General features: G+C 68.7%; 19 protein-coding genes. 9 read left to right on the forward strand and 10 right to left on the reverse strand.

Annotated elements, in window-relative coordinates; translation table 11 throughout:
* The first annotated feature begins 169 nt into the window (after positions 1-169).
* Positions 170-1,324: a serine hydrolase domain-containing protein gene (locus ABSH63_RS14530; protein WP_352890654.1), complete on the forward strand. Its 1,155-nt coding sequence runs from the start codon at positions 170-172 to the stop codon at positions 1,322-1,324.
* Between the two features lie 51 nt (positions 1,325-1,375).
* On the opposite strand, the gene ABSH63_RS14535 is transcribed toward ABSH63_RS14530, so the two are convergent.
* Both ABSH63_RS14535 and kynU read right to left on the reverse strand, forming a co-directional pair.
* Positions 1,376-2,320, reverse strand: a complete 945-nt coding sequence (locus ABSH63_RS14535) for an alpha/beta hydrolase family protein (RefSeq protein ID WP_352890656.1) — start codon at positions 2,318-2,320, stop codon at positions 1,376-1,378.
* Between the two features lie 27 nt (positions 2,321-2,347).
* Positions 2,348-3,628, reverse strand: coding sequence for a kynureninase (kynU, locus tag ABSH63_RS14540; RefSeq protein ID WP_352890657.1), 1,281 nt, complete (start codon positions 3,626-3,628; stop codon positions 2,348-2,350).
* 82 nt (positions 3,629-3,710) lie between these two features.
* Between kynU and ABSH63_RS14545 the strand changes: the two genes are divergently transcribed.
* Complete coding sequence (locus tag ABSH63_RS14545; protein ID WP_352890659.1) at positions 3,711-3,917, forward strand: hypothetical protein; 207 nt, start codon at positions 3,711-3,713, stop codon at positions 3,915-3,917.
* 48 nt (positions 3,918-3,965) lie between these two features.
* Here ABSH63_RS14545 and ABSH63_RS14550 read toward each other — a convergent pair whose 3' ends face one another.
* On the reverse strand, positions 3,966-5,039 hold the full coding sequence (locus ABSH63_RS14550) for a 3-deoxy-7-phosphoheptulonate synthase (RefSeq protein WP_352890661.1): 1,074 nt from the start codon (positions 5,037-5,039) through the stop codon (positions 3,966-3,968).
* Between the two features lie 133 nt (positions 5,040-5,172).
* Here ABSH63_RS14550 and ABSH63_RS14555 point away from each other — a divergent pair, with 133 nt between their 5' ends.
* The gene (locus ABSH63_RS14555) at positions 5,173-6,120 is read left to right on the forward strand and encodes a DUF3187 family protein (protein ID WP_352890663.1); all 948 of its coding nucleotides are present in this window, start codon (positions 5,173-5,175) and stop codon (positions 6,118-6,120) included.
* A 28-nt stretch (positions 6,121-6,148) separates the two neighbouring features.
* Entirely contained in the window at positions 6,149-6,865 is a 717-nt protein-coding gene (locus ABSH63_RS14560; RefSeq protein ID WP_352890665.1) for a hypothetical protein, read from the forward strand.
* Here ABSH63_RS14560 and ABSH63_RS14565 read toward each other — a convergent pair.
* From ABSH63_RS14565 to ABSH63_RS14580, 4 genes are read right to left on the reverse strand one after another with little or no spacing between them, the layout of a single operon-like run.
* Positions 6,862-8,007, reverse strand: coding sequence for a CaiB/BaiF CoA transferase family protein (locus ABSH63_RS14565; RefSeq protein ID WP_352890667.1), 1,146 nt, complete (start codon positions 8,005-8,007; stop codon positions 6,862-6,864). The genes ABSH63_RS14560 and ABSH63_RS14565 overlap by 4 nt on opposite strands.
* Positions 7,932-9,995: a beta-propeller domain-containing protein gene (locus tag ABSH63_RS14570; RefSeq protein WP_352890669.1), complete on the reverse strand. Its 2,064-nt coding sequence runs from the start codon at positions 9,993-9,995 to the stop codon at positions 7,932-7,934. Before ABSH63_RS14570 ends, ABSH63_RS14565 begins: the two co-directional genes overlap by 76 nt.
* 12 nt (positions 9,996-10,007) lie before the next feature.
* The gene (locus tag ABSH63_RS14575; protein ID WP_352890671.1) at positions 10,008-10,376 is read right to left on the reverse strand and encodes an MGMT family protein; all 369 of its coding nucleotides are present in this window, start codon (positions 10,374-10,376) and stop codon (positions 10,008-10,010) included.
* Between the two features lie 24 nt (positions 10,377-10,400).
* Positions 10,401-10,760, reverse strand: coding sequence for a hypothetical protein (locus tag ABSH63_RS14580; protein ID WP_352890673.1), 360 nt, complete (start codon positions 10,758-10,760; stop codon positions 10,401-10,403).
* Between the two features lie 168 nt (positions 10,761-10,928).
* Between ABSH63_RS14580 and ABSH63_RS14585 the strand changes: the two genes are divergently transcribed.
* Complete coding sequence (locus ABSH63_RS14585; protein WP_352890675.1) at positions 10,929-11,567, forward strand: 1-acyl-sn-glycerol-3-phosphate acyltransferase; 639 nt, start codon at positions 10,929-10,931, stop codon at positions 11,565-11,567.
* 13 nt (positions 11,568-11,580) lie between these two features.
* Here ABSH63_RS14585 and ABSH63_RS14590 read toward each other — a convergent pair whose 3' ends face one another.
* The gene (locus ABSH63_RS14590) at positions 11,581-12,477 is read right to left on the reverse strand and encodes a PhzF family phenazine biosynthesis protein (RefSeq protein WP_352890677.1); all 897 of its coding nucleotides are present in this window, start codon (positions 12,475-12,477) and stop codon (positions 11,581-11,583) included.
* Between the two features lie 123 nt (positions 12,478-12,600).
* On the opposite strand from ABSH63_RS14590, the gene ABSH63_RS14595 reads away from it, so the two are divergent.
* On the forward strand, positions 12,601-14,181 hold the full coding sequence (locus ABSH63_RS14595; RefSeq protein ID WP_434223281.1) for an AbgT family transporter: 1,581 nt from the start codon (positions 12,601-12,603) through the stop codon (positions 14,179-14,181).
* A gap of 148 nt (positions 14,182-14,329) precedes the next feature.
* On the opposite strand, the gene ABSH63_RS14600 is transcribed toward ABSH63_RS14595, so the two are convergent.
* Entirely contained in the window at positions 14,330-15,628 is a 1,299-nt protein-coding gene (locus ABSH63_RS14600) for a hypothetical protein (protein WP_352890680.1), read from the reverse strand.
* Positions 15,629-15,727: 99 nt separating this feature from the next.
* On the opposite strand from ABSH63_RS14600, the gene ABSH63_RS14605 reads away from it, so the two are divergent.
* From ABSH63_RS14605 to ABSH63_RS14615, 3 genes are read left to right on the forward strand one after another with little or no spacing between them, the layout of a single operon-like run.
* A complete protein-coding gene (locus ABSH63_RS14605; RefSeq protein ID WP_352890682.1) occupies positions 15,728-16,291 on the forward strand; it encodes a cytochrome b in 564 nt (187 codons plus the stop codon).
* Complete coding sequence (locus tag ABSH63_RS14610; protein WP_352890684.1) at positions 16,288-16,851, forward strand: YceI family protein; 564 nt, start codon at positions 16,288-16,290, stop codon at positions 16,849-16,851. The genes ABSH63_RS14605 and ABSH63_RS14610 overlap by 4 nt, the downstream gene beginning before the upstream one ends.
* A 25-nt stretch (positions 16,852-16,876) precedes the next feature.
* Positions 16,877-17,440 (forward strand): YceI family protein, encoded by a 564-nt coding sequence (locus ABSH63_RS14615; protein ID WP_352890686.1) that lies wholly within the window; start codon positions 16,877-16,879, stop codon positions 17,438-17,440.
* 59 nt (positions 17,441-17,499) lie between these two features.
* Here ABSH63_RS14615 and ABSH63_RS14620 read toward each other — a convergent pair whose 3' ends face one another.
* Complete coding sequence (locus tag ABSH63_RS14620; protein ID WP_352890688.1) at positions 17,500-17,799, reverse strand: hypothetical protein; 300 nt, start codon at positions 17,797-17,799, stop codon at positions 17,500-17,502.
* Positions 17,800-18,070: the final 271 nt, after the last annotated feature.

Consider the following 18,070-nt stretch of genomic DNA (forward strand, 5'->3'; position numbering starts at 1 on the left):
TGCTCAACACGGTGTTGGGGGCCGTGCTCACAGGTTGCGTATGGGAGAAGCTTGAGTGTCGCGATCGTTGACCGGGCTCGTTACGATCGTCCTCGCACTTGGTTGTAGCGAACAGCCGCAAACTCCGGGCGTCGCAACTCGTGGCGCGGAGCTTATTGCAGTTGATTCCATGGCGTCGGCCGCCCTCGATGAGCGAGTAATTCCCGGCCTTTCTCTCGTCGTTTTGCAGGGCGACGAGACCATCTTGGCGAAGGGGTACGGGTTTGCCGACGAGGCTCGGCAAGTGCCCGTGTCCGCGACGACGGTGTTCCAACTCGGATCGATCAGCAAGCAGTTCCTGTCAGCATTTGTCCTTCGGTTGGCCGAACGAGGCGTTCTGTCGCTCGATGACCCGGTGATCAGACATCTCCCGGAATTCACACGGCTACCGCCTGAAATGCGCGTCCGGCACCTTCTCAATCACACGTCGGGAATCCGCGAACCGTTCACGTTTCCCGAGTATTCCGCTGGCATCGAGGATCTCAGACGAAGTGCCGAGGAGCTCGTTTTGCTCCTACGACGAGCCCCCGTCGATTTCGCTCCGGGGTCGAGATGGTCGTACAGCAATGCGAACTACATGATCCTCGCCGTCCTGGTCGAGAGGATCGCGGGCAAGTCCTACGAGCGCCAGCTCGCCGACGAGTTCTTTCAACCGCTTGGTCTGTCTTCCCTTCGCCCGTGCACCCCTCTCCCACAAGAGCGAAACGCGGCCCGGGGCCATGTGCTGCAAGGTGGGGCCATTGTGCCCGCGGCGCCTGAGAACATGAACTGGATTCGCGGTGACGGCGGGTTGTGCGGCAATGCTTTGGACGTGGCCAAGTGGACCCGATTGCTGGCGACCGGAAGAGTCGTGACCCCGGAGTCATATCGGCAGATGGTCGCGCCCACGCGCCTCGCGGACGGTCGCCTCGCCGACTACGGGTTTGGCCTGTCGCTCGTCACACCCGATGGCCGCCGCAAGGTCGCTCACAATGGCGCGATGCTCGGCGTGGGCGATCCTGGAGTGCGGGCGCGTCCGCTGCCGCCGGAGATGAGGCGGCGGGTCGTGGGTCGATACGACATCGGGGTGTTCGAGTTACGAATCGTGGAGCGCGACGGACAGCTCTGGCTTGAGATGCCACCGCCCGGCCCCACGACCAGGCTGCGGTATCTCGGACATGGGGAATTCGCGTGCGAATCCGATCCCGATGCGTGTCGGCTGACGGTCGGCCACCGCGATGGGCCCGCCGAGGACCTGCGGATCTTCATGGGTGCGATGCATTGGTATGGCGTACGACTACCGTGACACCGTCGTGCCGCGAACCCCTCCATCGCGCGGTCAGCCGCCGGCATCGTGTTACCGGCCGGCGCTCGACAGGCGCCGCAGGACGTCGTGGAAGATCGCGACGAGGCTGTCCCAGCTCGCGCCCTGCGGTGCGACGACGTCGAAGTGGCCGCCGTTGGCATCGGTGTGAATGGTCACGCTGTCGCCGGCGCGACGCGCGCGGTCGGCGTACTGCGCGAGCGTCTCCGGCGGCACGATGGCATCGTGCGCGCCGTGCAAAAACCACTGCGGCACGCCGAGTGGCAGCAGCGCCACCGGCGAAACCTGCGCGTAGCGCGAGGGTACTTGGCTGGGCTCGCCGCCGAGGACCTCATCGACCATGCTGTGACAGCTATTGCGCGGACCGACGCGGTACTTTTCCAGATCGGTGATCGCGGCCAGGCCGACGACACCGTGGATCGGCAGCGGCTCGTCGACGTACAGCGGGCTGCCCTGCGGCATCTGCCGGCGCGCCGCCAGCCATAGCGCGAGCTGGCCACCAGCCGAGTGGCCGACGGCGATGACGCGGCGTGCATCGACCGGGTAGTAGTCGGCGAGTACGCGCACGTAGTCGGCTGCGAGCGCGACATCGGTGAAGGTCGTCGGCCAGCCGCCGCCATCGTCACCACCGACGCGGCGGTACTCGATCAGCCAGGTGGCGAAGCCCAGCGTGTTCAGTGCGGCGGCGAGCGGCCGCATGTAGCCGAGGTCGTAGCCGGCCCCCCAGCAGCCGCCGTGGATCAGGATCGCCAGCGGATGCGGCCCCGGCCCCGCCGGCAGGCGCAGCTCGCCAAACTGCTGCGGCGCGTTGCCGCCGTAGGGCAGCGGGTCGCGCTGCGGCGGCGGGGCCTTGAGCGCGATCAGTTCGCTCCAGCTCAGCGGCCGGTCGATGTCGTCGTCCGGCTCGATCTTGGTCACGCAGGCGCCGAGCGCGAGCGCGCATGCGGCGGCCATCGACAGCGTCAGGGTCTTGTGCATGTCTTCGGTTTCCCCGGATTGCGCGCTTTAGGTCACCTGCCGGCGCGTCTCGAAGCGCGCATCCTGCCAGAACCCGTCGCGCATGATCTGGTGCAGGCGCTCGGCGGCGTCCCAGGCGTCGACGTGGCGCAGGTAGGCGGGCGCGAAGCCCAGGCGCAGGATGTCGGGTGCGCGAAAGTCGCCGATGACGCCGAGCTCGATCAGCGCCTGGCAGATCGGCCAGGCGCGCGCGTGACGCAGGCTCACCTGCGAGCCGCGCTGCTCGTGCGCGAGCGGTGTCAAGAGCTCGAAACCGTGTTCGGCGAGCCAGGGTTGGCAGCGTGCGATGAACAGGTCGGTCAGCGCCAGCGACTTGCGCCGCAATGCGGCTGCATCGAGTCCCGCCATCAGATCGACGCCCGCCGCGAGCGCGACCAGGCTCAGGATCGGCGGGGTGCCGCACTGCAACTGCGTGGCGCCGGCCGCCGGTGTGTAATCCGGGCGGAAGGCGAACGGCTCGTGGTGGCCGAACCAGCCGGCCAGCGGCGAACGTGCCTCGGCATGCCAGCGCCGCGCCATGTACGCGTAGGCCGGCGCGCCGGGACCGCCGTTCAAGTACTTGTAGCCGCAGCCGACGGCAAAGTCGGCGTTCGCGGCGGCGAGATCCACCGGCACCGCGCCGGTCGAATGGGCGAGGTCCCAGACCACCAGCGCGCCGCGCGCGTGTGCGGCCGCGGTGATGCGCGCCATGTCGTGCATCGCGCCGCTGCGGTAGTCGACGTGGCTCAACGTCAGCACCGCGGTGTCGTCGTCGAGCACCGAGGCCGGGTCCTCGACGAGCTGCGCGCGCTCGACCGTGCGCAGGCGGTGCGTGCCGGTCCAGCCGGTGAGGTTCTGCGCGACGTACAGATCGGTCGGAAAGTTGCCGGATTCGGTGACGATGCTGCGCCGCTGCGGCCGCAGGCGCAGCGCGATCGCCAGCAGCTTGAACAGGTTTACCGAGGTCGAATCGGCCACCGCGACCTCGTCGGGCTGCGCGCCGATGAGCCCGGCGATGGCGGCGGCGACACGCGGCGCAAGCCCGATCCAGCCGGCGCCGTTCCAGGCGCCGACGAGCTGGCGGCCCCAGCCGTCTTGCAGCGCCTGCTGCAGCCGCGCCGGCGTCGCCGCCGGCATCGCGCCCAGCGAGTTGCCGTCGAGATAGATCAGGCCTGGCGGCAGCGCGAAGGCCTCGCGCACCGACGCCAGCGGGTCGGCCGCATCCAGCGCCGCGCAGGCCTCGCGCGAGGGGACGATCGACGGATCGATGGATGCCTGCGGCTTCGACACGAGGGGCTCGGACACGGGACGGGGCAGCGGACATTGTAGGGAGCCGCGACGGCGCCACCGAAACGCTGACTGCGTCACCTCAGTGCCGCGCGCAAGCGTCAATCTGCGCGCGGTCAACACCGTGACGCGCCGACCGCGCAGGGCCTCGGTCGTCGACGACGAGTGCAGCGGCTCTACCGAACGCGCGCGTCCCGGCATCGGCTGCGCGGAGTACCCAAGCCGGGCCGCGAGCAACGGCAGCGAAAGCGGCCGCGCGAAGAACCGGCGCGTCGAGATCGTCGTGCAGTAGAGACGAAGACGCCCGCGTCAGCGGGCGTCTTCGATGCTGCAGTCCGGCTCAGGCGCTGCGCGCGTGCCGCAGGCGGCGCTGTTCGACGGCGTTGGCGAGGTGGCGCAGCAGCTCGGCGGTGTCGTCCCAGTGGATGCAGGCGTCGGTGATCGACTGGCCGTAGGTCATCTTGTCGCGCGGGCCGATCTCCTGCCGGCCTTCGACCAGGTGCGACTCGATCATCACGCCGATGATGCGCTCGTCGCCGCCGGCGATCTGGTGGGCGACATCGTGACCGACGATGATCTGGCGCTTGTGCTGCTTGTTCGAGTTGGCGTGGCTGAAGTCGATCATCACCTGCGGCCGCAGGCCGGCCTTGGTCAGCGCGGCACAGGCGGCGTCGACGCTCTTGGCGTCGTAGTTGGTGCCGGCGCTGCCGCCGCGCAGGATGATGTGGCAGTCCTGGTTGCCGGTGGTCTCGAAGATCGCCGAGTGGCCCTGATGCGTCAGCGACAGGAAGTGGTGCGGATGCCTTGCCGACATCACCGCGTCGACGGCGACCTTGACGCTGCCCTCGGTGCCGTTCTTGAAGCCCACCGGGCACGACAGCGCCGAGGCCAGCTCGCGATGCAACTGCGATTCGGTGGTGCGCGCGCCGATCGCGCCCCAGGCGACCAGGTCGGTGAGGTACTGCGGCGTGAGGATGTCGAGGTACTCCACGCCCGCGGGCACGCCCATCTCATTGAGCTGCAGCAACAGCTTGCGGCCGATGCGCAGGCCCTTGTTGATGTCGAAGCTGTCGTCGAGGTCGGGATCGTTGATCAGGCCCTTCCAGCCGACGGTGGTGCGCGGCTTTTCGAAATACACGCGCATGACCACCAGCAGATGCCGGGCGAGCTGCTGGCGCACCGGCAGCAGGCGCTGCGCGTACTCGAGTGCGGCATCGGTGTCGTGGATCGAGCAGGGTCCGACGACGACCAGCAGGCGATCGTCCTTGCCGTAGAGGATGTCCTGGATCTCGCGGCGCGTATCGAAGACGGTCTTGGATGCGGCATCGGTCAACGGCAGCTCGGCCTGGACCTCGGCAGGGGTGGAGACCTCGCGGATCGAGCGAATCCGGGTGTTTTCGGTGACGAAGCGCATGACACGGACCATCCGCAACACGGACAAGGGCGGGGATGCTAGCAGATCGAGCCTCGACCGACACCGCCGCAAACGGATGAGCCGGCGCCCGATCCGGGGCACAATGCCAGATCTTTGAACAGCCGGGACTCCGATGCTTCGATATCTGTCTGCGATCGCCGCCCTGTTCGTGCTCGCCGCCGCTCCTGTATGGGCCGGCGATGCCTTCGTGTTTGCTGCCTTCAACCAGGCCACGCTGGCGCGACATGCGCCGCTGCCGGCGCCGCAGGGCGACGGCAGCGCCGCCGACGGCGGGCGCGTGACGCTGGACTGGACCAGCGAGAGCCACTTCGAGCAGGCCGGCGAGGAGTTCCTGCTGCTCGATGGCGAGATCCTGCGTCTGGGGCTGGCGCTGCGCCGGACCTGGGCTGGCCTACAGTGGAGCGCGGAACTGCCGCTGCTGGTCACCGGCGGCGGCGTGCTCGACTCGATGATCGAAAACTGGCACGACTGGTTCGGCCTGCCCAACGGCGGCCGCGACCAGATCGCGCGCGATCAGTATCGCTATCAGTACCGGATCGGCGAGGCGACGGTCTTGGATCTCGATGGCAGCGATACCGCGCTTGGCGATCTGCGCCTGGGCGTCGCCCGCTGCGTCGACGATGGCGGCTGCTGGCACGCGCTCGCACAACTGCCGACCGGCGACGCCGAGCGCCTGCTCGGCGGCGGCACCGGCGTCTCGGCCTGGTACGAGCGCGCCTACCGCCTGGGCACGCGCTGGTCCGGCGCGCTCGCCGCGGGCGCCGGCGCGGTGCGTGGTGACGGCCCGCTCGAGGATCGGCAAAAGCCGCTGCTGCCGTTCGGCTGGGCCTCGCTGGGCTATGCGTTCACGCCGGCCTGGCAAGCCGGCGCGCAGCTCTACGCGCACGGCCCGCTGTACGAGGACAGCCAGCCCGATGCCTTCACCCGCAGCGGTCTGCAGGTCGTCTTCGGCCTGCGCTACCGCAGTGGGAACGGCGTCTGCTGGCAGCTCGCGGTGCAGGAAGATCCCATCACCAAGTCCTCACCGGACTTCGTCATCCACATGGCCGCGGACTGGTAGGCTGCGGCAGATGCCGACGGAGATGCCGATGCGTGCGAGTCTTGCAAGCCTGATTCTGCTGGTCGCCGCCGATGGCGCTCACGCCGCCGGCAGCGGTGCGGCCGGCCTGCGTCTGGGCAGCGGCGGCATCAGCGCCGAATACGCGCATCCGCTTTCCGAGCGCTTTGCGGTACGCGGGGCATACAGCTTCGGCACGCTCGGTCTCAAGCTCGATGAGAACGGCGTGGACTACGACGCAGACCTGCGCTACCGCGCGCTGCTCGCGGCGTTCGACTTGCGGCCCTTCACCGGCGGGTTTCGCGTCAGTGCCGGTGTCTGGAGCCGGCCGCCGGACATTGCGCTGCGCGCGCAGGGCGAGAATCAGCGCATCCCGCTCGGGGCGCGCGAGTACACCGCCAGCGGGCGCATCGATGGCGATGTCGATCTGGGCAGCGCGGCGCCGTTTCTGGGCATCGGTTGGGGTGGCGGTCCGGCGGGCCGCGGCTTCGGCTTGAGCTTCGAGGCCGGGGTGATGTTCGCCGACGCGCCGGGCGTGAGCTTGCGCGCCGAGGGGCGCGCCTGCGATTCGACGCTTTTCGCCTGCAACCCCGACGGCCTGAGCGGCTTCGACGTCAACGACCCCGCCGATCCGCGCGCACAGGCCTTCCGCAACGAGCTCGAAAACGAGGAGCGCGCACTCGAGGAGGATCTCGACGGTCTGCGCTATTTCCCGGTCGTCAACCTCGGGTTGCACTACCGCTTTTAGATGACGCCGGCGCTGCGCAAGGTCGCGATCTGCTCGGCCGCAATGCCGAACGCGGCGAGGATCTCGTCGGTGTGTTCGCCGCGTCGCGCCGGCGGACGCTGTACCGCACCCGGCGTGCGACTGAAGCGCGGCGCCGGTGCCGGCTGGGTGACGCCGTCGATGTCGATGTAGGTCCGTCGGGCCTGGTTGTGCGGATGCTGCACGGCCTCGTCCCAGTCGAGCACGGGTGCGAAGCAGCAGTCGGTTCCTTCGAGCAGTGCACACCATTCGTCGCGGGTCTTGCTGCGGAACAACTCGGCGAGGCGCGGCTTGAGCGTCGCCCACCGTTTCGGGTTCAGGTGCTGGTCGATGTCGATGTCGGTGAGGCCGACCTTCTCGCAGAATAGCTTGAAGAAATGCGGCTCGAGCGCGCCGAAGGCGACGAACTTGCCGTCGGCACAGGCGTAGCAGTCGTAAAAATGCGCGCCGCCGTCGAGCAGATTCGAAGCGCGCCGATTGCTCCACAACCCGTCGGCCTTCATGCCGAGGATGATCGAGCTCAGCAACGCGGTGCCGTCGGTCATCGCCGCATCGACCACTTGCCCCTGGCCGGAGCGCTGTGCTTCGAGCAGCGCGCAGACGACGCCGAATGCGAGCAGCATGCCGCCGCCACCGTAGTCGCCGATCAGGTTCAGCGGCACCGGCGGCGGCGCATCGGCGCGGCCGATCGCGTGCAGCACGCCGGTGATCGCGATGTAGTTCAGATCATGGCCGGCGGCCTTGGCCAGCGGCCCGGTCTGGCCCCAGCCGGTCATGCGGCCGAACACCAGCTTGGGATTTTTTGCGAGACAGACCTCGGGCCCCAGGCCGAGACGCTCCATCACGCCGGGACGAAAGCCCTCGATCAGCGCATCGGCTTTCTCGACCAGCCGCAGCAGCAGCGCGAGCCCCTGTGGATGCTTCAGATCGACGGTGATCGAGCGGCGGCCGCGCGTGGTGACATCGAAGCGCGGATGTGAGTATCCGATCGGCGCCTGCGCCGACTTGGCCTCGACGCGGACGACCTCTGCACCCATGTCCGACAGCATCATCGCCGCGAACGGTCCGGGGCCGATGCCGGCCATCTCAATGATCGTGTAACCCGCAAGCGGTCCGCTGGCCATGGCCGTGGTCTGAGCTCGGTTCGAAGACATGGGGGCCTATCATGCCCTGGTCCGGCGCCGGCTGCCGGAGGCGAAGCCGGCAAGCGCGCGCGACGGCAGCGCGCATCCGGGTCACGGCGAGCCCGGCGGCGGCAGGTCGTCGTCGACGTCGTCGCAGCACGGCGGCTCGTACGGCAGCGCGCGGCTGCCGAGGGTGACCGAAGGTTGCGTGGCGTCGCTGGCGACGAGGCCGGCGAGCGAGATCGTGTACAGGTAACGACCGGCGCCGTCTTGCATGAACACGCTGCGCCGCGGCTCGGCGGCGTAGACCGCATCGCGGCACGGGGCGCCGGCATCGCCATTGGCCCCGCCACAGAACGGATCGGGATCGACGAAGCCGCGATGATCGACGCGACCGATCTCGGCGAGCGGCTCGGCAGCGGCCGGATCGACGCGCACCACCAGAAAGCCGCTGAAGCGCTCGTCCGCCCCTTCACCATAGCTCTGCAGCGGCACCGACAGCGTGCCCGGCACGGCGCGTCCTGCGAATCGGCGAAGTAGCCGAAGGCGTGCGGATCGTATTCGGCGATGCTGTGGCTGTAGTCGTTCGGCCCGGCGTCGGGCGCGATGACCGCAAGCGGGCGGACGTTCTCCAGATCGCGGGTATCGAAGAGCTGGATCGCCACGCCGCCGGTGAGCTGCTCGTCGGTGCCGGCGCGGCCGATGGTCAGCAGCAGCTCGTCGCCGAGCGGCATCAGGTAGCTGGGGAAGCCGGGAATCTTCAGCTCGCTGGCAACGCGCGGCGCCGTCGGTTCGGACAGGTCGATGGCGAACAGCGGATCGACCTGCCGGAAGGTGACGACATAGCCGCGCTCACCGATGAAGCGCGTACTCTGGATGGTCTCACCCGGCGCCAGGGCGTCGACCAGACCGATGCGCGGCATCACGCCGTCGGCTGTTGCGTCGAACACGCTGACGCGGCTCACCGTCGTGAAGCGATCTTCGACGAGGCGGCGCACGATCGCGGCGACACGCAGCGCGCCCTGGTACTCGGACATCTGGTAGCTGGAGTTGATCGTGCCGTCGAACTTGGCCAGGCCGCGGTAGGCGGGCGCGCCGCGGTCCGACAGCGCGAGGCGGTAGACCACGGTTTCCTCCAGCTGATCCGGCGCGAAGAACCAGCCGAAGCTCGACTGCGCGAGATACAGGTTCTGCGGCGAGGCGTAGACCAGATAGCCGTTGTTGATGACGCCGGCGATGTCGTGGTCGCTGCCGTCGATGTCGAAGCTGTCGACCACAGCGAGGCCCAGTCCGGTCGTCACCTCGGGATGCGCGATGGCGTCGCAGGCGAGGATTTGACCGTCGCCGCCGCGCGGCAGCAAGGCGGCAGCGCCGGCGGCCTCGACGCGCGCGCCGATCTCGTCGCGGATCTCGTCGCGGATCTGCGTCGCCGCCGCGTCGTCGCCGCGGCTCTGCGCGTCGAAGTAGTCGCGGCGCAGCTCGGCCAGGGTCGGATCGTCGCCGTAGAACCACGACGGCAGCGGCATGTCGTAGCGGCTGACGCGGTGCACGCGATCCGCGACGCGCCGTGCCTGCAGCGGACTGCCGGCGACCTCGACGCGTCGGATGATCTGCGGCTGCGCCGGATCGGACACATCGACGATCACCGCGATCGAACGCGGCCGTTCCTGCGCGTAGCTGCCGGCGAGCGCGACCACCAGGCCGGCGGTCTCGTCGAAGAAGAAGTCGGAGGCGTAGAAGTGTGCGTCGCCCTGGGCGAGGTCGAGGCTGGCCAGTGCGCGCCGTTCCAGCCCGATCGGCGGGAAGGCTTCGATCACGTGCAGTTGCCGGCCCGAGAGGATGTACAGGCGCCCCTGCGCATCGGCCTTGACGATGTCGGCCTCGTCGACGCCCTGCTCCTGCACATTGGTGCCGGACACGCGGTCCGGCCCGGCGGCGCCGTCCGACCCCGCGCCCGGCGGCGCCGGACTCGGCTCGGCCTCGGGCACCGGCGCCGCGGCTCAGTCGATGACCGGTGCCTCGCTGCGCGGTCGCCAGCGGAAACGGTTCAGGTCGACGCGACCCTTGCGGAACTCGACGCCCTCGGCTTGAAGCCGCCGCTGCTGTTCCCGGTGGCCGCGCGTGTTCGCCGGAATCGCGATGCGCCCCTGCGCGTTGATGACGCGGAACCACGGAATCTCGCGACCCTCGGGCACGTGGCACAACGCCTGCGCGGTCAGCCGCGGGCGGCGCACAAAGCCGGCGACCTCGGCGACCTGGCCGTAGGTGGCGACGCGGCCGCGCGGAATCCGCGCGATCGTCGCCCAGATGCGCTCGTAGGCGATCTCGGTCGCGGTCTTCGCCGGCGCAGCGGTCGCTTTCTTCGGCATGCCAGCAGCATGCCGCAAGCGCGCTCAGGCCGCGACCGGCAGGCGCGTCGCCCGATCCTCGCGCCGCGCCTGCCAGATCACGCGCCAGCCGTCGGCTTCCATGCGGTCGAGCCAGCTCGATGCGAGTGCCTCGGCGTAGGCGCGGCCGAACTGCGAACGCGCGCGGCGCTGGTCGATCCAGATCATCCAGGCATCGTCGGCGCCCTCACAGAGCCGCAGCCGATACTCGCCGCTCGCGGTCTCGCTGAGCAGCAGGCCGCGCAGGCGCGTACCGCCGTGCGCCCGGTCCAGCAGGATGCTGGCGAGCAGGGTTTCGTGCTGCTCCACGCCGCTTGCGAGCTGCGCGTGGGTGCCCATGGCCGGAAGACAGGTTTCGTTGTTCATGCCCGGGTTTTCGGCGCCGGATGCGCCGTCTGAGCAGGCCGGTGTCGACAGCGCGTGTAGGAAAATGGCCCGCCTCATGTCAGCCAGGCGGCGGCTGTGCCGCATGCGCGACAATGGCAACCCGCAGCGCGGCTGCGCGGCTGCGGCAACCGGGGTTCAAAAGACGACATGACGCTTGTGCTGGGGCCGCAGGTGCCGCGACGCGGCAATGCTTTTTCGCGCTGGCTCGGGCGCGCGATGCTCCGGCTGATGGGTTGGCGGCTGCACGGCCGTCTGCCGGATCTGCCGAAGATGGTGCTGATCGGCGCGCCGCATACCTCGAACATGGACGGCGTGATCGCGCTGACGGCGCTGACCGCGGTCGGTTTGCGCGCTGGCACGATGATCAAGGACACCGCGTTTCGCGGCGTGCTCGGCGTGGTGCTGCGCTGGTTCGGCGCCCTGCCGGTCAATCGGCGCAGCCCCAAGGGCATCGTCGAGCAGACCGTCGATGTGTTCCGCTCGCAGGAGCAGTTCGTGCTGCTGATCGCCCCCGAGGGCACGCGCTCGGCGGCGGCGGAGTGGAAGCGCGGCTTTCACCACGTGGCCCGCGGCGCCGGCGTGCCGATCGTGCCGGCGGCGATCGACTACGTGCACAAGCGCATCACCTTCGGCGAGCCGCTGACGGCCGGCGACTTCGATACCGACATGCGCAGGCTGATGCAGTTCTACGGCCGCCACAGCGCCGCACGCCACCCCGAGCGCCTGTCGCGCCCGGTCGCCGAGGCGCTGGGCTTGCCGTGGCAGCCGCGCGCCGACGAGGACTGAGGCTCGAGCGGGATTACACCGTCAGCGTGCCCTCGGCGATGCGTACCGCGAAGCCGCCGACACGCACCGCAGTGACCGCTGCGCCGGCGCGTTCGGCCGAGATGTGCAACTGGCTCGGCCGGCCCATCTCGACGCCCTGGTGGATCACCCAGTGCAGACGGCCGTCGACGATAGGCGAATCGCTGGCGAGTGCGCCGGCGAGCGCCGCCGCGGCAGAGCCGGTTGCCGGGTCTTCGGCGATGCCCATCGCCGGCGCGAACATGCGCGCGCGCAGCTCGCCCTCGTAGCCGCGGGTGTAGACGTACAGCGCCTGCGCCCACGCTCCGGCGAGCGCGCGCCGCCAGCTCGCGACGTCGAGGTCGATGCCCGCCAGCACCTCGGGCGTGCGCACCGGGACCAGCACGAACGGCACACCGCAAGAGACGGCGCGCACACGTTCCCCGTTGCTGCCCAGATTGGCCACGTCGATGCCGAGTATCCGCGCGATGACGGCGTCGTCCGGCACCTCGCTCGCGAACTCGGGCAACTGCGCCGCGGTGAGTTCGGCGTAGGCGGCGCGATCGGGGGCGCGACGCACGCGTACCGGCACCGGCCCAACGCCTTGCTCGATGACGAAGCTCACGTCCTCGCCCTGCGGCGCCTTGCCGATCAGCGACAGCAGGCAGGCCGCACCGACGGTCGGATGCCCGGCAAACGGCAGCTCCTTGGCCGGCGTGAAAATGCGTGCGCGCGCCAGGGCCTGCTCGGCGCGCGGCGACTGCAGGAACACGGTCTCCGACAGATTGAACTCGCGCGCGATGGCCTGCATCTGCGCCGTCTGCAGCTCGTCGGCATCGAGCACGACGGCGAGCGGATTGCCGGTGTAGGGCCGTTCAGTGAAGACGTCGAGAATGCAGTAGGCGAGCGGCATGGCGCGGGCGGCGCGGCAACGCGAAGCGGGGCGCGGATTGTCCCGCGGCCGCGCCTCGATCGCAAAACCTCTGCCGGCACGGTTCGGCGAACTTGGGGGGTTTTTCCGGCGACTTCGCCGCAAATGCCGGCTAGACTCGGCCAAATCGCCGAGGATCAGCCCGTGACCGAAGCCGCCGTGAATCCGCGCTCGCGCATCGAGCGCGCGCTCGCCGCCGTCGAACGCATTGGCAACAAGCTGCCGGACCCGACCATCCTGTTCATCGCCCTGCTGGTGATCGTCTGGCTGCTGTCGTGGCTGCTGTCGGGCATCAGCTTCGACGTGATCGACCCGCGCACGAGCCAGCCGCTGCAGGTCAAGAACCTGCTGTCCGGCACCGAGCTGACCGCGTTTCTCGCGGCGATGGTCAAGACCTTCGTCACCTTCCATCCGGTCGGCGTCGTGCTGGTCGCGATGCTCGGCATCGGCGTCGCCGAGCACACCGGCTTCATCAACGCCGGCCTGCGCGCGATGCTGGGGGTGACCGCACGCTGGCTGCTGACGCCGATGGTGATCGTCGTCGGCATCATCAGCCACACCGCGGTCGACGCCGGCTACGTGCTGGTGATCCCGCTCGGCGGCGTGATCTTCTACGCCGCCGGGCGCCATCCGCTGGCCGGTATCGCCGCGGCCTTCGCCGGCGTCTCCGGCGGTTTCTCGGCGAGCTTCGTGCCGTCGTCGATCGATCCGATGCTGCAGGGCATCTCGCAGGCCGGTGCGCAAATCCTCGATCCCGCGATCACGCTCAATCCGCTCAACAACTACTTCTTCACGACCGCCTCGTCGCTGGTGATCGTCGGCCTCGGCTGGCTGATCACCGACCGCATCGTCGAGCCGCGCCTGCGCGGCACCGCCCTCGATGGCGATCTGACCGATCTGCCGAAGATGCAGCCGCTCGAAGCGCGCGAACGCCGCGCGCTCAACGGCGCACTGATCGCTATGGGCCTGGGCATCGCTGCGCTACTGCTCACGGCGATGCCCGCGGGCTCGGCCTGGCGCGCACCGTCCGGGGCGCTCACCGACGGCGCCGCGCCGCTGATGCAGTCGATCGTGCCGCTGATCTTTCTGATCTTCCTGATTCCCGGCGTCGTCTACGGCTACATGGCCGGCACCGTCAAAAGCTCGCGCGACATCATCCAGGGCATGGCCAAGGCGATGAGCGGCATGGGCTACTACCTGGTGATCATGTTCTTCATCGCCCAGTTCATCGCCGCCTTCGGCGCGTCCAACCTCGGCGTGCTGCTCGCGCTCGAAGGCGCGGCGCTGCTGCAGGCGCTGGCGCTGCCGTCGGCAGTCACCGTCGTCGGCATCGTGCTGCTGACCGCGTTCATCAACCTGTTCGTCGGCTCGGCCTCGGCCAAGTGGGCGCTGCTCGCACCGATCTTCGTGCCGATGCTGATGCAGCTCGGCATCTCGCCGGACCTGACCCAGGCCGCGTACCGCGTCGGCGATTCGAGCACCAACATCATCACGCCGCTGATGCCGTATTTCCCGCTGGTCGTGGTGTTCTGCCAGCGTTACGTCAAGACCACCGGCATCGGCACGGTCACGGCGATGATGCTGCCGTACTCACTGAGCTTTCTGGTGGGGTGGTCGGCGTTCCTGCTGCTGTACTGGGCCGCCGGCCTGCCGCTCGGCCTGCAGGCCGCCTACGGCTATCCGTGAGGGCGTGATTCGTGCTCGAGGAGCCAGCATGATCGCCGCGGTGGCGAACTCGACGTGCGCGAGCTCGCCGACACCCTGCACGTGCCGCTACCGGAGCACCGCGACGACGAGCTGCTGCTGAGCCGACGGCGACCGAGCGAGGCCCGCGCTAACGCAGGCTAGAAGGCAGTTGCGGCGTCGCCAGAAGCTCGGCGAACACGCGCCAGCGCGCAGCAACATCGCTCCCCGCCTGCCGTTCCACGTAGTCCGCGACCAGAGATTCGCCGAGCGCGTAGTTGACGATGTAGGCGCCGTAGGCGTCGAAGAAGCGCAGGCGCTGCTCGGCGCGGCCGGGCGAGGCCAGCGCATAGCGCTGCAGGAAGGCCTTTGTCGCCGCGGCATCGGCGCGGCCGTCGAGATAGCGGCGCGCGGCCTCGATGGTCGCCAGCCCGGTGACGCGCGCCGCCTCGCTGACTTCGACATAGCGCCGCGCCTCGGCCGGATCGAAGCCGGCCAGCGGGAACAACACCTCCTCGACGAAGCGGATGCGCTGTTCCAGCGGAAACGCCAGCGTGAGCGCGTAATCGGCGCTGCCTTCGGCGATGAGTGATTGCGGCGAGTACAGCGGATAGACGCTGTACTCGACCCAACCGCGCTCGCGCACCAGCGAGCGTTCGAGCAGGGCGTTGTAGACGTGATGCCCCGGATAGCCTTCATGCACGGCGAGTTCGATCGCGCGCGTGACGGTCAGCGGCAGCTCGGTGTTGATCTCGATGCGCGAGTGGTAGTTACCCTGGTACCAGTTGTACGCGCTCCACGGCTTGTCCTTGAGCAGCGCGAGTTCGAAGCGCTCGCCGGCGGGCAGGGTGATGTGTTGCGCGGTGCGCTGGCGCGCCTCGGCGATGGCCGCACGCATCACCGCCTCGATGCGGTCGGGCGCGATGGCGAAGCGCTCGATGTAGGCGTTGTAGCGTTCGGCGATCGGCGCCTCGCCGGGCAAAGCCTGCTCGATCGGCGCGAGCCGCGCCGCGAGCTCGGCCTCGGTCGACACCGGCGGCTCGATGTCGTAGAGCGCGCGCGCTTCGGCATCGAAGCCCAGGGTCTCGCCCAGGCGCTTGCGCGCAAGGTGTTCGAGCGCCTGCAACTGCCGCGACAGGTAGCGCTGGCGCAGCGCCGACAGCGAATCCACAGCCGCTGGCAGGGACGCAAGGCGCGCCTCAAGCGCGGCAGCCTGACCGACGATCGCCGGTAGCGCTCTAGCCTGCGCGCGCACCTGTTCGCGCCACGCGGCAGGGCCGTAGTAGGCGTCGACATAGTGCTCGTCGTGCTCGCCGACGGCGAGCACCAGACGCACGTATTCTTCGGCGATCTCGTTCACGACCGGGTCTTGCACGCCGGGCCGCTGCGTCGCGGTGCAGGCCGCGAGCGTCAGCATCAGCAGGGGCAGCATGGTACGGCGCAGAGACATCGTTCGATTCCGTAGATGGGTTTGGCCGAAATATTCCGCTTTCAACTCGATCACGATCGTCATCTAATGGCGGGTATGGCCCCGAACATGCCAAAAGCCGTGAGCGGCGCAGCCGAGCCTGCGCGCTACGGCGCCGTCGCGCAAGCGCTGCACTGGCTCGTGGCGCTGCTGGTCGTCGCCGCGTTTTGCATCGGCTTTTACATGGTCGATCTCACGCTGTCACCGACCAGGCTCAAGCTGTTCTCTTATCACAAATGGATCGGCGTGACCGTGTTCGCGCTGGCACTGCTGCGCATCGCCTGGCGGGTGTATCGACCGCCGCCGCCGCTGCCGGCCTCGGTGCCGGCCTGGCAGCAGCGGGCCTCGGCGATCTCGCACCGGGTGCTGATGCTGCTGATTCTCGCGGTGCCGCTGTCCGGCTGGCTGATGAGTTCGGCCAAGGGCTTCCAGACGGTCTACTTCGGCGTGCTGCCGATTCCGGATCTGCTGGGCAAGAACCCGGACCTGGGCCAACAGCTCGAATCCCTGCACTGGGCGTTGAACAAGCTGCTGCTCGGCGTGGTCACAGTGCACGTGGCGGCCGCGCTCAAGCATCACTACGTCGATCGCGACGGCGTGCTGCTGCGCATGCTGCCGCGTCTGCCTTCGAGGAAATCTCCATGACAACGTCGATCGGTCGGTTCGTCGCTGCGCTGCTCGCCGTCTGCAGCCTCGGCGCCTGGAGCGCGCCGCGGGCCCTGCTCGCCGACGGCAGCCGCATCGAATTTTCGGTCAAACAGATGGGGGTTGCGGTCTCCGGGCAGTTCCGCCGCTTCGACGCAAAGATCGACCTCATCGCCGACGACGTGTCCGCGTCCTCGGCGACGGTGACCGTCGACATCAGCAGCCTGAGCACCGGCGATGCCGACGCCGATGCGATTGCGCTCGACGCGCCCTGGCTCAACGGCGATGCCTTCCCGCAGGCGCGCTTCACCAGCAGCGCGGTGCGCCGCACCGGCGACAACACTTTCGAGGCGCGCGGTACGCTCGAGATTCGCGGCAAGGCGCGTGAGGTCACCGTCCCCTTCGAAACCGCGACGCAGAACGACGGCAGCACACGGATCACCGGCGGCTTCACCCTGCGCCGCTCCGATTTCGGCATCGGCGGCGGCGAGTGGAATGAGGGAGATCTGGTCGCCGACGAGGTGCCGGTACGTTTCACGCTACGCCTTGCAGCCCCCTGATCCACTCATCCGTAAGGAGAAGCCGATGAAGAAAATGCTGTTCGCCGCCGCGCTGGGGGCGGTCTGCGCCCAGGCCGCCGCGGCCGAGACCTATGTCATCGACCCGACGCACACCTATCCGATGTTCGAGATCAGCCACCTGGGCTTCTCGACCACGCGCGGCGGTTTCAACAAGACCGACGGCAAGATCGTGCTCGACCGCGCGAACAAGACCGGCACGGTCGAGATCACCATCGACGCCAACTCGCTGACGACGCCGGTGCAAAAGCTCGACGAGCACCTGAAGAACGAGGACTTCTTCGACGTCGCCAAGTACCCGACGATCAGCTTCAAGGCCGACCGGCTGGTGTTCGACGGCGACCGGCTCGCCGCCGTACCCGGCGAGTTGACGATGCACGGCGTCACCCGGCCGGTCACGCTGACGGTCACCCACTTCGTCTGCAAGGAGCATCCGATGCTCAGGAAGCCGCATTGCGGCGCCGACGCCGAGGCCACGATCCGGCGCAGTGACTGGGGCATCAGCGCGTATTCGCCCGCGGTCGGCGAAGAGGTGAAGCTCAAGATCCAGGTCGAGGCGACCCGCCAGTAGAGCCTGGCCGTCGCCGACTTCGAGCCGTTGCCGCTCGGCAACGGCTTTTTAGTTCGACGCTACTGGAACTTGCCACCGCTGATGCGGCCCTGCTCGTCGAGCTGCGCGAAGTAGCGGCTGTTGTCGAAGCGCAGCTCCTTGGTCGCGATCTGGCCTGGCAGCACCAGGGTCACGTCTGGATACGTTCGACGGAAGGCCTCGGGTGTGGGCCGGGTCGCGATGAAGGCGTCGAAGGCCTTCATGTCGGTGACGAAGCCGGCGACCGGCGGCGCGTCGTGGTTCATCGATAGCCCTCCCTGACAGGCCGCGAGCCCGAGGACGATGGCGAGCGAGACGCTGCGTGTGGCTCTGGTGCGCATGAGGTCTCCGTGACGATCGTCGAGGTCCGCCGATTAGAGCATGCCTAGAGCACGCCCGCTCGACACCGGCACGGCGCGCACACGGGCAGGGAAGGCTCCTCATGAGGGCAGACGCAGGCTTGGCTATGATCCGGCGCTGTTCTGCCCCCTAACCCGGATCCGTCACGAGTAGGCTGCTGAGAAGGCACGGCGGATTCGCTGTTGCCCAGTAGAATTCGGTTGTCGAAGCCAATTCTCTGGAGCGAATCCGCCGTGACGGAATGCTACCAAG

The organism is Sinimarinibacterium thermocellulolyticum, from assembly GCF_040327995.1.
Classification (GTDB): Bacteria; Pseudomonadota; Gammaproteobacteria; order Nevskiales; family Nevskiaceae; genus Solimonas; species Solimonas thermocellulolyticum.

Coding starts and splice junctions, on each gene's coding strand:
- ABSH63_RS14575 (WP_352890671.1), bottom strand. CDS start 10,376: ATGCCGAAGAAAGCGACCGCTGCGCCGGCGAAGACCGCGACCGAGATC.
- ABSH63_RS14580 (WP_352890673.1), bottom strand. CDS start 10,760: ATGAACAACGAAACCTGTCTTCCGGCCATGGGCACCCACGCGCAGCTC.
- ABSH63_RS14535 (WP_352890656.1), bottom strand. CDS start 2,320: ATGCACAAGACCCTGACGCTGTCGATGGCCGCCGCATGCGCGCTCGCG.
- ABSH63_RS14555 (WP_352890663.1), top strand. CDS start 5,173: ATGCTTCGATATCTGTCTGCGATCGCCGCCCTGTTCGTGCTCGCCGCC.
- ABSH63_RS14595 (WP_434223281.1), top strand. CDS start 12,601: ATGCCGGCTAGACTCGGCCAAATCGCCGAGGATCAGCCCGTGACCGAA.
- ABSH63_RS14585 (WP_352890675.1), top strand. CDS start 10,929: ATGACGCTTGTGCTGGGGCCGCAGGTGCCGCGACGCGGCAATGCTTTT.
- ABSH63_RS14590 (WP_352890677.1), bottom strand. CDS start 12,477: ATGCCGCTCGCCTACTGCATTCTCGACGTCTTCACTGAACGGCCCTAC.
- ABSH63_RS14620 (WP_352890688.1), bottom strand. CDS start 17,799: ATGCGCACCAGAGCCACACGCAGCGTCTCGCTCGCCATCGTCCTCGGG.
- ABSH63_RS14615 (WP_352890686.1), top strand. CDS start 16,877: ATGAAGAAAATGCTGTTCGCCGCCGCGCTGGGGGCGGTCTGCGCCCAG.
- ABSH63_RS14530 (WP_352890654.1), top strand. CDS start 170: ATGGCGTCGGCCGCCCTCGATGAGCGAGTAATTCCCGGCCTTTCTCTC.
- ABSH63_RS14610 (WP_352890684.1), top strand. CDS start 16,288: ATGACAACGTCGATCGGTCGGTTCGTCGCTGCGCTGCTCGCCGTCTGC.
- ABSH63_RS14600 (WP_352890680.1), bottom strand. CDS start 15,628: ATGTCTCTGCGCCGTACCATGCTGCCCCTGCTGATGCTGACGCTCGCG.
- ABSH63_RS14560 (WP_352890665.1), top strand. CDS start 6,149: ATGCGTGCGAGTCTTGCAAGCCTGATTCTGCTGGTCGCCGCCGATGGC.
- ABSH63_RS14550 (WP_352890661.1), bottom strand. CDS start 5,039: ATGCGCTTCGTCACCGAAAACACCCGGATTCGCTCGATCCGCGAGGTC.
- ABSH63_RS14565 (WP_352890667.1), bottom strand. CDS start 8,007: ATGGCCAGCGGACCGCTTGCGGGTTACACGATCATTGAGATGGCCGGC.